The organism is Pseudomonas sp. GQ91, assembly GCF_059758795.1.
On record NZ_JCAXED010000002.1, the window covers coordinates 94296 to 106179 of the forward strand.

At 61.3% G+C, this 11884-nt stretch carries 10 protein-coding genes; 7 read left to right on the forward strand and 3 right to left on the reverse strand.

The window, feature by feature from the left end; all coding sequences use genetic code 11:
• Nucleotides 1–7: 7 nt before the first annotated feature.
• Nucleotides 8–1519 carry an efflux transporter outer membrane subunit gene (locus AC6CIA_RS02560; protein ID WP_498310496.1) on the reverse strand — a complete coding sequence of 504 codons (1512 nt, stop codon included), beginning with the start codon at nt 1517–1519 and terminating at the stop codon, nt 8–10.
• A gap of 181 nt (nt 1520–1700) precedes the next feature.
• On the opposite strand from AC6CIA_RS02560, the gene AC6CIA_RS02565 reads away from it, so the two are divergent.
• The 5 genes from AC6CIA_RS02565 (at nt 1701) to AC6CIA_RS02585 (ending at nt 6216) form a co-directional block, all read left to right on the forward strand.
• The gene (locus AC6CIA_RS02565; protein WP_498310498.1) at nt 1701–2669 is read left to right on the forward strand and encodes a LysR family transcriptional regulator; all 969 of its coding nucleotides are present in this window, start codon (nt 1701–1703) and stop codon (nt 2667–2669) included.
• A 207-nt stretch (nt 2670–2876) separates the two neighbouring features.
• Entirely contained in the window at nt 2877–3851 is a 975-nt protein-coding gene (locus AC6CIA_RS02570) for a 2-hydroxyacid dehydrogenase (RefSeq protein WP_498310499.1), read from the forward strand.
• 123 nt (nt 3852–3974) lie between these two features.
• Nucleotides 3975–4877: a chemotaxis protein CheV gene (locus tag AC6CIA_RS02575; protein ID WP_498310500.1), complete on the forward strand. Its 903-nt coding sequence runs from the start codon at nt 3975–3977 to the stop codon at nt 4875–4877.
• A gap of 3 nt (nt 4878–4880) precedes the next feature.
• Nucleotides 4881–5363 carry a GNAT family N-acetyltransferase gene (locus AC6CIA_RS02580; RefSeq protein WP_498310501.1) on the forward strand — a complete coding sequence of 161 codons (483 nt, stop codon included), beginning with the start codon at nt 4881–4883 and terminating at the stop codon, nt 5361–5363.
• A 106-nt stretch (nt 5364–5469) separates the two neighbouring features.
• Complete coding sequence (locus AC6CIA_RS02585) at nt 5470–6216, forward strand: YkgJ family cysteine cluster protein (RefSeq protein WP_498310502.1); 747 nt, start codon at nt 5470–5472, stop codon at nt 6214–6216.
• Here the strand turns inward: AC6CIA_RS02585 and AC6CIA_RS02590 are convergent.
• Nucleotides 6213–6995, reverse strand: a complete 783-nt coding sequence (locus tag AC6CIA_RS02590; RefSeq protein ID WP_498310503.1) for a transporter substrate-binding domain-containing protein — start codon at nt 6993–6995, stop codon at nt 6213–6215. The two genes, AC6CIA_RS02585 and AC6CIA_RS02590, sit on opposite strands and share 4 nt — an antisense overlap.
• 167 nt (nt 6996–7162) lie before the next feature.
• Nucleotides 7163–7405 (reverse strand): hypothetical protein, encoded by a 243-nt coding sequence (locus tag AC6CIA_RS02595; protein WP_498310504.1) that lies wholly within the window; start codon nt 7403–7405, stop codon nt 7163–7165.
• Nucleotides 7406–7619: 214 nt separating this feature from the next.
• Here AC6CIA_RS02595 and AC6CIA_RS02600 point away from each other — a divergent pair, with 214 nt between their 5' ends.
• Both AC6CIA_RS02600 and AC6CIA_RS02605 read left to right on the forward strand, forming a co-directional pair.
• Nucleotides 7620–8786: an efflux RND transporter periplasmic adaptor subunit gene (locus AC6CIA_RS02600; protein ID WP_498310505.1), complete on the forward strand. Its 1167-nt coding sequence runs from the start codon at nt 7620–7622 to the stop codon at nt 8784–8786.
• A complete protein-coding gene (locus tag AC6CIA_RS02605) occupies nt 8783–11878 on the forward strand; it encodes a multidrug efflux RND transporter permease subunit (protein ID WP_498310506.1) in 3096 nt (1031 codons plus the stop codon). The genes AC6CIA_RS02600 and AC6CIA_RS02605 overlap by 4 nt, the downstream gene beginning before the upstream one ends.
• The last annotated feature ends 6 nt before the right edge of the window (nt 11879–11884 follow it).

An 11884-nucleotide genomic window follows, 5' to 3' on the forward strand; every position in this document is an offset into this window, starting at 1 on the left:
AACCTGATCAGTGATCAAACACGGCGAATGCCGCCGGGGTCTGGCTCGGTAGGGTTGTGTCGGGAGCCGGAACGTCGTCGCCGGCCCCCAGGCCCCCGCCCAGCGCGGTGACCAATTGGGCATGGGCACTCAAACGCGCGGCCTGGACCTGTTGCTGGATCTGTTGTTGGCGGAACAGCAAGGTCTGGGCATTGAGTACATTGAGGTAGTCGGTGAGGCCGCGCTGGTAGGCGATCATGGCGATGTCGTAGGTTTTCTGTGCCGAAGCCACCGACTGCGCGGCGAAGCCTTGTTGCTTGAACATGGATTCGCGGCGGATCAACTGGTCGGAGATGTCGTTGAGGGCGTTGATCAACGTTTGGTTGTAATGCGCGACAGCGATGTCATAGCCGGCGCTGGCTGCACCTAATTGCCCACGCAGACGACCGCCGTCGAAGATCGGCAAAGTGATCGCCGGACCGACGTTGTAGTTGAATTTCCTGCCGGCCAGAAACGCCAGCACGCCGCCGCCGGTGGCCACGTAACCGAGGCCACCGACAAGATCGACGTTGGGATAGAAACCGGCGTGAGCGACATCGATACCCCGCGCTTGTGCCGCGACTTGCCAACGGCTGGCAACCACGTCCGGGCGCTGGCCGAGCAATTGTGCGGGCAGGCGGGACGGCAGTTTCAGCGGTGCGCCAAGGGACAGGCTGGGGCGTTGCAGGTGCGCGCCGGTCCCCGGGCCTTTGCCGGCCAGCGCCGCCAGTTGATTACGGCTCAGGGCGATTTGTTCGTCCAGGGCGTCCAGTTGGCGGTGGGTTTCGGGCAACGGGGTTTCAGCCTGGCTGACATCGAAGTGCGTGCCAATGCCCGCATTCAGGCGCTGGTTGGCCAGGTCGAGTATCTGCTGTTGCTGGGCCAAGGTAGCCGCGACGATATCGCGATTGGCGTAATGCAACGACAGTTGGATGTACGCGCGCACCACGTTGTTCTGCAATTCGAGCCGTGCCTGGCGCGCTTCGGCGGCGCGCATATGCGCCAGGTCAACCGCACGCTCGCTGGCGTTACGCTCGCGACCCCAGAGATCGAGTGCGTAGCTCAGGCCCAGTGAGGCGTGGTTGTCCCAGGTGCTCGCATCACTTAGCGCGCCGGGTCCGTAGAACTGATCCTCAGGCCAGTTATGGCGTTTGAGGCGGGTGTCGCTGGTGATTTGCAACGCCTCGGCCGACTCGGCAATCCCGGCCATCGCCCGCGCCTCACGCACCCGCGCCGCGGCCATCGCCATGCTCGGACTGTCGTGTGTCGCGAGGTCGACCCAACGGTTGAGTTGCGGGTCACCGTAGGCTTGCCACCATTGGGCGGTGGGCCAGTGGGCGTCCTGCGCGGCGCTCCGGATGGCGTCGTCGGTGACCAGGTGGTCGGCGTTCAGGACCTGGCCCTGAGGGGCAATTCCTGCGTTTGCGATGCAGCCGCTGATGGCTAGCGATAAGGTCCAAACACTGAGAGTCTTCAGCTCTCTGCTGATGCGACGCGGCACTGCGGCGAATTCCTGAGGTGGGTAAAGCAGGTAGGTCGCGCAATTCTAGGGGGTGGGACAGATGCCGATAAGCTGGTATTCCTGTGAATCTTTGTTACCGTTCAAGCGATAATCCGTTGGTAGGGAGCACTGGACGGCGTAACTTTCTGTCACAATTTGTCATCTCCCCTGAGAGCACCCCATGGACACTTTGCAAAACATGCGCGCTTTCAGTTGTGTCGCCGAGGCCGGCAGCTTCACCGCCGCCGCCGCACAACTGGACACCACCACCGCCAACGTCTCGCGCGCGGTCTCCAACCTTGAGGCCCATCTGCAAACCCGCTTGCTCAACCGCACCACCCGCCGCATCGCCTTGACCGAGGCCGGTAAGCGCTATTTGTTGCGCTGCGAGCAAATCCTCGCCTATGTCGAGGAAGCCGAGGCCGAGGCCAGCGACGCGCATGCCCGACCTGCCGGACAGTTGAAAGTGCATACCATGACCGGTATCGGTCAGCATTTTGTGATCGACGCCATCGCCCGCTATCGCCGCACTCACCCAGATGTGACGTTCGACCTGACCCTGGCCAACCGCGTGCCGGACTTGCTGGACGAGGGTTACGACGTGTCCATCGTGCTCGCCAGCGAACTGCCGGACTCCGGATTTGTGTCCCAACGCCTGGGGATCACCTACAGCATCGTTTGCGCCTCGCCGGCCTACGTCAAAGCCAACGGCTGCGCACAACGCCCCAGTGACTTGCTCAACCACGCTTGCCTGCGCCTGGTGAGCCCGGTGATCCAGCTGGACAAATGGGCGTTCAATGGCCCCGACGGCCAGGAAAGCGTCAGCATCAACAGCTCGCCATTTCTGGTGAACTCCGCCGACGCAATGAAGACCGCGATCACCAGCGGCATGGGCGTTGGCCTGTTGCCGGTGTATGCAGCCATCGAAGGCCTGCGCAACGGCACGCTGGTACGGATGATGCCGAACTACCGCTCCCAGGAGCTGAACCTTTACGCCATCTACCCGTCACGCCAGTATCTGGATGCGAAGATCAAGACGTGGGTGGAATACCTGCGCGGTTCATTGCCGGAAATTCTGGCGGCGCATCAGGCTGAATTGGTGGCGTATGAGTTGAGCGGGAATGTGGGCAGCACACGGCTGCCGCTGTAGGCATTGCAAATCAGAGAGCGGGTGATGTGGGAGCGGGCTTGCTCGCGATAGCGGTGTGTCAGCCAGTATTTATGTAACTGACCAACCGCTATCGCGAGCAAGCCCGCTCCCACATAAGCCCGCCCCTGCTGCCACAGAGTAGTTTTGCAGCGTTGGGATAAATGTTAGCTTGCTTGGCATCCCTTCGTGCCGATGAGCCCGCTCCCGATGAAAAAGACTGTTCTTGCTTTCAGCCGTGTCACGCCCGAAATGATCGAACGCCTGCAACAGGATTTCGACGTCATCGCCCCCAATCCCAAGCTTGGCGATATTGCCGCCCAGTTCAACGAAGCGCTGCCCCACGCCCACGGCCTGATCGGCGTCGGTCGCAAGCTGGGACGGGCACAGCTTGAAGGCGCGAGCCATCTGGAAGTGGTCTCCAGTGTGTCGGTGGGTTACGACAACTACGACCTGGCGTACTTCAATGAACGCGGGATCATGCTCACCAACACTCCGGACGTGCTGACCGAAAGCACCGCCGACCTGGCCTTCGCCCTGCTGATGAGCAGCGCCCGCCGGGTTGCCGAGCTGGACGCCTGGACCAAGGCCGGGCAGTGGAAAGCCAGCGTCGGCGCACCGTTGTTTGGCTGTGATGTACACGGCAAGACGCTGGGGATCGTCGGCATGGGCAATATCGGCGCGGCCATCGCCCGGCGCGGACGCCTGGGTTTCAACATGCCGATCCTCTACAGCGGCAACAGCCGCAAGACTGCCCTGGAACAAGAGCTGGGCGCACAGTTTCGCGATCTCGACCAATTGCTGAGCGAGGCCGACTTCGTTTGCCTGGTGGTGCCGTTGAGCGAGAACACCAGGCACTTGATCAGCCATCGCGAGCTGGGACTGATGAAGTCCAGTGCGATTCTGGTGAATATCTCCCGTGGCCCGGTAGTCGACGAGCCGGCGCTGATCGAAGCCCTGCAAAACCGGCGGATTCGCGGTGCCGGACTGGATGTGTACGAGCAAGAGCCCTTGACCGAATCGCCGCTGTTCCAACTGAGCAACGCGGTGACCTTGCCCCATATCGGTTCGGCCACGAATGAAACCCGCGAAGCCATGGCCAATCGTGCCCTGGACAATCTGCGCAGCGCATTACTGGGGGAGCGGCCGCAAGACCTGGTCAATCCGCAAGTGTGGAAGGGCTAGAACACAGACCGGCCGACGTGTTGCAGGAGCGAAAACCAGACGTCCCCTTTCGCTCCTACAGTTTTTCGCACACGCGTCGATAACCCTCTAGAGAGTGTTCCCGCTGATCCACTGAAGGTTGCCATGTCCATCACCAAAGCCCGCGCAGACTCCCTTTCGCTGCTGCTCTTTACCTTGCGCAGCGGCAAGCTGATGGCGATCAACCTGCTCAAAGTCAGCGAAATCATCCCTTGTCCACCGCTGACCAAACTCCCGGAGTCCCACCCGCACGTCAAAGGTATCGCCACCCTGCGCGGTGCCGCGTTGTCGGTGATTGACCTCAGCCGGGCGTTGGGCGAAATGCCTTTGCACGATCCGGACGGCGGTTGCCTGATTGTCACCGACATCAGCCGCTCCAAGCAGGGCCTGCACGTACAGGCGGTGAGCCGGATCGTGCATTGCATGACCACCGACATTCGTCCGCCGCCCTTCGGTTCCGGAGGCAGTCGTGCGTTTATCACCGGCGTGACGCAGGTCGACGGAACATTGGTGCAAGTGCTGGATATCGAAAAAGTCATCCATGCGATCGCCCCAGCCCCCATTGAAGTGGCGCCCACCGACTTGACCATGGAGGAAGCCGAAGTACTCGGTCATGCGCGGATTCTGGTAGTGGATGACAGCCAGGTCGCCCTGCAACAGTCAGTGCACACGCTGCGCAACCTCGGCCTGCAATGCCACACGGCCCGCAGTGCCAAGGAAGCCATCGATTGTCTGCTGGAGCTGCAAGGCACCGCTGACCAGATCAACGTGCTGGTCTCCGATATCGAAATGTCCGAGATGGACGGCTATGCCCTCACCCGCACGCTGCGGGAAACTCCGGATTACCAAAACCTTTACATCTTGCTGCACACCTCGCTGGACAGCGCGATGAACAGTGAAAAAGCCCGCCTGGCCGGCGCCAACGCGGTGTTGACGAAATTTTCCTCGCCGGAACTTACCAAGTGCCTGGTGGTGGCCGCGCAGTCCCTGCCACAGCACGGCCGGTAGCCGATGGACGAACACTTCCAGCTGTTGCGCCGCGACCTCACTGGCCCCCTGCCCGCGCCGCAATGGCCGGCTGGCATTAGCCTGGACCACTACCGCGAAACGCGGGCTGCGGCGATCCACGCGGTGCTGTGCATGGCGCAAGAACAAGGCGGCGGACGTGTGGGTAGCCTGGCGCAGTGGCGTCAACAGTTCGTCACCGATGCCGAGTTCGACCCGAAACTATGCCTGGTCGCCAGCAACGCCCACGGTATTCTGGGTGTAGCGCAATGCTGGACCAGCGCCTTCATCAAAAGCCTGGCTATTCACCCCACGGCCCAGGGGCAAGGCCTGGGCCGTGCATTGTTGTTGCACAGTTTCCTGGTGTTCCAACAGCGCGGCGAGGCCTTTGTCGATCTCAAGGTGCGCGAGTCAAATACCCGCGCCCGTCAGTTGTATGAAAGTGCGGGCATGGTGTTTGTGCTGCGCGATCGGCTGACCGAGGACTGACAGGCTGGCGCATAACTTGCTTCGCACAAGGTCCGTACGGTGGACAGAGGTGTAAACCCGTCACCGCGCCCATGCGCCTTCTGACCTAGCCTGGTGACAGACTCCCATGACCACCACCCACTTTTCCTGCGTAGGATGCGGCAAATGCTGCACCGACCACCATGTCCCCCTGACCCTCGATGAAGCCCGGATGTGGGCGGCGGACGGCGGCAATGTGATTGTCCTGGTGGAAGGTTTCCTGGGTAATGGCCTGGGCCTGCCGCCGCAGCAACGCGAGCATGCCGAACGCCGTTCAGTGGTGGTGCCCAGCGGCACCACCGACGCGTTTGTGGCAATCACCTTTGCCGCCTACAACGCAGGACGCTGCCGGAATCTTGACGAAGACAACCTGTGCCGCATCTATGAGCGCCGCCCGTTGGTGTGCCGCATCTACCCGATGGAGATCAACCCGCATATCCCACTGAACCCCGCCGCCAAGGATTGCCCACCGCAATCCTGGGAACAGGGCCCGCTACTGATCGCGGGCGGCGAGTTGATGGATCTGGAGCTGGCGGCATTGATCCGCCGTTCACGCCAGGCCGACCGTGACGACGTACAGGCCAAGGAGGCGGTCTGCGCCCTGCTGGGCATTCGCACCACGGCGCTCAAGGGCGACGGGTTTACCGCCTACCTGCCGGACATGGGCGCGTTTGCCCAGGCGCTGGAGCTGGCGGCCGATCAGCCGTCGATGGCCAATGAGTGGGTGTTTCATGTGTCGGGCATGGATATTGCCGAACAGATACTGGATGCCGGGGCCCGGATTGCCACTGAGGTGCCGGCCAACTATGCGTTTATCCCGTTGCGCGCGGCTTAACGCCCAGAGGGCGGTGCTTCAAGGCGATAGGGCTGGATGATCCGCTGGTATTCGCCGGACTGCATCAGTTGTGCAAGGGCGCAGTTAAGTTCAGCGCGCAACGCCGTATCGAGCTTGCGCACCGCGATCGCCACACCGTCGCCCAGCAACTCTGCCGAAACCGCCGGGCCCAAGAAGTCGAACGCCAACCCGTCGTCGGTGTCGAGCAGCGCATTCCGAATCTCCACAGTGCCTTGCAAGGTCGCATCGATATCGCCCGCCACCAGGCTGCGCACCAACTCGTCATTGAGCCAGAAACTCTTGACGATCACGCCCTCGGGCGCCCATTTCGACCGGGCAAAGGCTTCGCGATTGCTCCCCAGCAATACGCCGACACGCTTACCCTGGAGCGAGCTTGCGGTGGGCATCAGGCCTGAGGTTCTACGCGCGACCAGACGCGTGGTGAAAGGATAGAGATTATCGGTAAAACTCACCCAGCGCCGTCGTGCGGACGTGGGGGCCATCCCCATGATCGCGTCGAATTGCCGGGCTTCAAGGGCGGGGAAGTTTTCGACAACCACCTGATCAACCCAGATGCATCGCACCTTCAGTTGCATGCACAACGCGTTGCCCAGGTCGATGTTCAGGCCGACCAACCGCCCTTGCGGGTTTCGACTCTGAAAAGGGGGGAATTGCGCGGCGACGGCAAAACGGATTTCGCGCCGTGGCTGATCAAGGGCCGTAGCGACATCCAACGAAAGCACTAGGGCAAGTACTACACAGATGTTTATCAGGGCCATGGGCAACGCCTTTTCTGGAAAGACCAACCTCCCCCCACCCAGCCCCGGAGAATAGAGCCGGGGGAGCAGAGACGGTGCAAGCTTTCAAGAAACGGTCGTAGGCCTACAAGTAGAAATATCAGCAGAAGCCGTAGGCAGCATCTGATCCCGCGTGCGACTTATTAATCTCAGCGTTTACCCATCGAGCGGCGAGTACCCGGAGGCGCCATGCCCGGGGACTTGGTGTGGCCGTTCTTGGCACCGTTTTTGTACCAAGGCTGGGCTGCATTCTTGGCCCCGGCCAGCTCGCCCGGCTTGAAGGGAAACTTGAATGCCGGGATCTCGGTTTTCGCTGCTGTTTCTAGGCTGTCAGCGTCGGCTTGTTCAACGGCTGCGAGCGCGTCGACAAGGGGTTGTGTCGGGGAATTCATGAAAGCTCCGGGGAGTACAAAAAGTGACGCGGACCCGAATTGCGAGTCACGCTGGCGGGAAGTATACCTGCGCAGCCTGAATCTTTGATCATCGCCGTATGAATGGTCGCGCGTTTGCTGACACGGTTGTCAGATAGCGGTCACTTTCCTGACCGGGTCAGCAGGCTATAAATATCCCCCAATCTTTAAGCCTCCTGCCTTGGCGCCTGACAGCATGCACATTCGAAAAAAAACGCTATTGATCGTGGGTGTCATCGTGGTGCTGGCTGTCGTGGCCTGGGCGCTGACCCGACCGGCCAAGACTCGCCTGGCAAGCTCCAGCGCGGTGCCAGTGCGGGTGATAAACGTCGTGGAGCAAGACTTGCCGCGTTATATCACCGGCATCGGTTCGGTGCTGTCGCTGCACAGCGTGGTGATCCGGCCGCAAATCGACGGCATTCTCACCCGTTTGCTGGTCAAGGAAGGACAACTGGTCAAAGCTGGCGATTTGCTCGCAACCCTCGACGACCGTTCGATCCGCGCCAATCTCGACCTGGCCCGGGCCCAACGGGGGGAGAGTCAGGCGCAACTGCAAGTGGCATTGATCAATCTCAAGCGCTACAAGTTGCTGAGTGTCGACGATGGCGTATCCAGGCAGACCTACGATCAACAACAAGCGCTGGTCAACCAGCTCAAAGCCACGATTTTGGGTAACCAGGCGGCTATCGATGCGGCCCAGGTGCAACTGTCCTACACACAAATCCATTCACCCGTCACAGGTCGCGTCGGCATACGCAGCGTGGATGAAGGCAACTTCCTGCGCATGAGCGATGCCCAGGGGTTGTTTTCCGTGACCCAGATCGACCCGATCGCTGTCGAGTTTTCGCTGCCGCAACAGATGTTGCCGACATTGCAAGGCTTGATCACTGCGCAACACCCGGCCAGTGTCGACGCGTACATGGGCGCTGAAACCGACGGCCCAACCGCCGATCTGCTGGGCGAAGGTCGCCTGCGCCTGATCGACAACCAGATCAGCGCCACCACTGGAACTCTCCGTGCCAAGGCCGAGTTCACAAATACTGCGCAAAAACTCTGGCCGGGCCAACTGGTCACGGTGAAGATCCAGACGGCGATCGACAAAGGCACCCTGGTGGTGCCGCCAACGGTGGTCCAGCGGGGCCTGGATTCGCACTTCGTGTACCGGATCAACGGTGACAAGGTGGACATCGTGCCGGTGCAAGTGCGCTATCAGAACAGCGACTTGAGCAGCATCCAGGGCGTACGGGCCGGTGATGTATTGGTCAGCGACGGCCAGTCACGGCTCAAGGCCGGCGTCCGGGTGGAGATCCTCAAGGACCCGCCTCAAGTCATCCAGACCGCCCAGGCCGAGCCTGCGCCATGAAGGGCCAGGGTTCAATCTCCGCCTGGTGCGTCGACCATCCGGTTGCCACCCTGCTTTTGACCTTCGCCCTGGTGCTGCTGGGACTGATCGCCTTCCCGCGCCTGCCGGTCGCACCATTGCCCGAAGCGGAGTTCCCGACCATCCAGGTCAGCGCCCAACTGCCCGGCGCCAGCCCCGACACCATGGCATCCTCAGTGGCCACGCCCCTGGAAGTGCAGTTCAGCGCCATCCCCGGCATGAGCCAGATGACCTCCAGCAGCGCCTTGGGCTCTACCCTGTTGACCCTGCAGTTCAGCCTCGAAAAAAGCATCGACACCGCCGCGCAAGAGGTCCAGGCGGCCATCAATACGGCGGCCGGCAAGTTGCCCAGTGATATGCCCAACCTGCCGACCTGGCGCAAGGTCAACCCGGCGGACAGTCCGGTGCTGATCCTCAGCGTCAGCTCCGACAACATGCCCGGCACCGAGCTGAGCGACTATGTGGAAACCTTGCTGGCCCGTCAGCTCAGCCAGATCGACGGGGTTGGCCAGATCAGCATCACCGGCCAGCAACGCCCGGCGATTCGTGTGCAAGCCTCGCCGGACAAGCTCGCCGCCATCGGCCTGACCCTGGCGGACATTCGCCTGGTACTCCAGCAATCGAGCCTGAACCTGGCCAAGGGCGCCCTGTTTGGACAGAACAGCGTGTCCACCCTGGCGACCAACGATCAATTGTTTCATCCCGAGGAATACGGTGAGTTGATCGTTTCCTACAAGGACGGTGCCCCCGTACAGTTGCGGGATGTAGCGCGGGTGGTGAATGGTTCGGAAAATGCCTACGTGCAGGCCTGGTCCGGCGACTGGCCCGGGGTCAATCTGGTGATCTTCCGTCAGCCGGGCGCCAATATCGTCGATACCGTGGAGCGCATCCAGGCACAACTTCCACGCCTGGAGGCGATGTTGCCCGCGTCGGTGCAGGTCAACGCGTTGTCGGACCGCACCAAGACCATTCGCGCTTCCTTGCATGAAGTGGAAATCACCTTGCTGATCGCAGTGCTGCTGGTGGTCGCGGTGATGGCATTGTTCCTGCGCCAATGGTCGGCCACGGTGATTGTGTCCAGTGTGCTCGGCGTGTCGCTGATCGCCAGCTTTGCCTTGATGTATGTGATGGGTTTCAGCTTGAACAACCTGACACTGGTGGCCATCGTGATTGCCGTGGGTTTCGTGGTGGACGATGCGATTGTGGTAGTGGAGAACATTCATCGCCACCTTGAAGCAGGGCTGGACAGACGCGCAGCGGCAATCAAGGGCGCCGGCGAGATTGGCTTCACCGTGGTGTCCATCAGCTTTTCCCTGGTGGCGGCGTTTATTCCGCTGCTGTTCATGGGTGGCGTGGTAGGCCGGTTATTCAAGGAGTTTGCCCTGACGGCGACTTCGACCATCCTGATTTCGGTGGTCGTGTCCCTGACCCTGGCCCCCATGCTGGCGGCACTGTTCATGAACGCTCCAATACATCGTCCCCACGACCAACCTGGTTTCGGCGAGCGCCTGCAGGCCGGCTATGCCCGACACCTTCGCCGGGCGCTGGCACATCCGCGCCTGATGCTCGGCATCTTTACCCTGACGCTGGGACTGGCAGTCGCCGGCTACGTTTTTATCCCCAAGGGTTTCTTCCCGGTGCAGGACACCGGTTTTATCCTCGGCACCAGCGAAGCCGCCGCCGATGTGTCCTACCCGGACATGGTTGCCAAGCACAAGGCCCTGGCCGAAATCATCAAGGCCGACCCGGCCGTCGAAGCTTTTTCCCATGCCGTGGGCGTGACCGGCAGCAACCAGACCATCGCCAACGGTCGCTTCTGGATTGCCCTGAAAGACCGTGGCCAGCGCGATGTATCCGCCAGCCAGTTTATCGATCGTATCCGCGCCAAACTGGCCAAGGTGCCTGGGATCGTGTTGTACCTGCGGGCAGGCCAGGATATCAACCTCAGCTCTGGCCCAAGCCGCAGCCAGTATCAATATGTACTCAAGAGCAATGACGGCGCGACGCTGAACACCTGGACCCAACGCCTGACCGAAAAACTACGGACCAACCCGGCCTTTCGTGACCTGTCCAACGATCTGCAACTGGGCGGCAGCATCACCCACATCAGCATTGACCGCCAGGCTGCGGCCCGTTTCGGCCTGACTGCCACCGATGTCGACCAGGCGTTGTATGACGCCTTCGGCCAACGCCAGGTCAATGAGTTCCAGACTGAAACCAACCAGTACCAAGTCGTGCTGGAGCTGGACACCGCACAACGGGGCAAGGCCGAAAGCCTGAACTATTTCTACCTGCGCTCACCGCTCAGCGCAGAGATGGTGCCGCTGTCGGCGCTGGCCAGGGTCGATCCGCCGACGTCCGGGCCCTTGTCGATCAGTCATGACGGCATGTTCCCGGCGGCCAATCTGTCGTTCAATCTGGCGGCAGGCGTGGCCCTGGGCGATGCGGTGTTCATGCTTGACCAGGCGAAAAATGAAATCGGTATGCCGAGTACTATCATCGGCAGCTTCCAGGGTGCGGCGCAGGCGTTCCAGAGTTCCCTGGCCAGCCAGCCGTGGTTGATCCTGGCGGCGCTGGTGGCGGTCTACATCATTCTCGGTGTGCTGTATGAAAGCTTCGTCCACCCGCTGACCATCATCTCGACTCTGCCCTCTGCCGGCCTGGGGGCGCTGATCATGCTGTGGCTGTTGGGCCAGGACTTTTCGATCATGGCGCTGATCGGCCTGGTGCTGCTGATTGGTATCGTCAAGAAAAATGGCATCCTGATGATCGATTTTGCCCTTGAAGCCCAGCGCGTCCGCGGGCTGGCGCCTCGTGAGGCGATCTATGAGGCCTGTATTACTCGCTTCCGGCCGATCATCATGACCACCCTTGCCGCGCTGTTGGGTGCCGTGCCGCTGATGCTCGGTTCCGGCCCCGGCGCCGAACTGCGCCAACCGTTGGGCATCGCAGTGGTGGGCGGGCTGCTGGTGAGCCAGGCGCTGACGCTGTTCACCACGCCAGTCATATACTTGTACCTTGAGAAACTTTTCCACAGCCCCAAACCGGCTCTTGGGTTGGCGACCACACATTGAGGCTGG

What these genes read in the sequence shown, in the direction of transcription:
- AC6CIA_RS02565 (WP_498310498.1), top strand. Translation starts at nt 1,701, where the DNA reads ATGGACACTTTGCAAAACATGCGCGCTTTCAGTTGTGTCGCCGAGGCC.
- AC6CIA_RS02570 (WP_498310499.1), top strand. Translation starts at nt 2,877, where the DNA reads ATGAAAAAGACTGTTCTTGCTTTCAGCCGTGTCACGCCCGAAATGATC.
- AC6CIA_RS02575 (WP_498310500.1), top strand. Translation starts at nt 3,975, where the DNA reads ATGTCCATCACCAAAGCCCGCGCAGACTCCCTTTCGCTGCTGCTCTTT.
- AC6CIA_RS02580 (WP_498310501.1), top strand. Translation starts at nt 4,881, where the DNA reads ATGGACGAACACTTCCAGCTGTTGCGCCGCGACCTCACTGGCCCCCTG.
- AC6CIA_RS02585 (WP_498310502.1), top strand. Translation starts at nt 5,470, where the DNA reads ATGACCACCACCCACTTTTCCTGCGTAGGATGCGGCAAATGCTGCACC.
- AC6CIA_RS02590 (WP_498310503.1), bottom strand. Translation starts at nt 6,995, where the DNA reads ATGGCCCTGATAAACATCTGTGTAGTACTTGCCCTAGTGCTTTCGTTG.
- AC6CIA_RS02595 (WP_498310504.1), bottom strand. Translation starts at nt 7,405, where the DNA reads ATGAATTCCCCGACACAACCCCTTGTCGACGCGCTCGCAGCCGTTGAA.
- AC6CIA_RS02600 (WP_498310505.1), top strand. Translation starts at nt 7,620, where the DNA reads ATGCACATTCGAAAAAAAACGCTATTGATCGTGGGTGTCATCGTGGTG.
- AC6CIA_RS02605 (WP_498310506.1), top strand. Translation starts at nt 8,783, where the DNA reads ATGAAGGGCCAGGGTTCAATCTCCGCCTGGTGCGTCGACCATCCGGTT.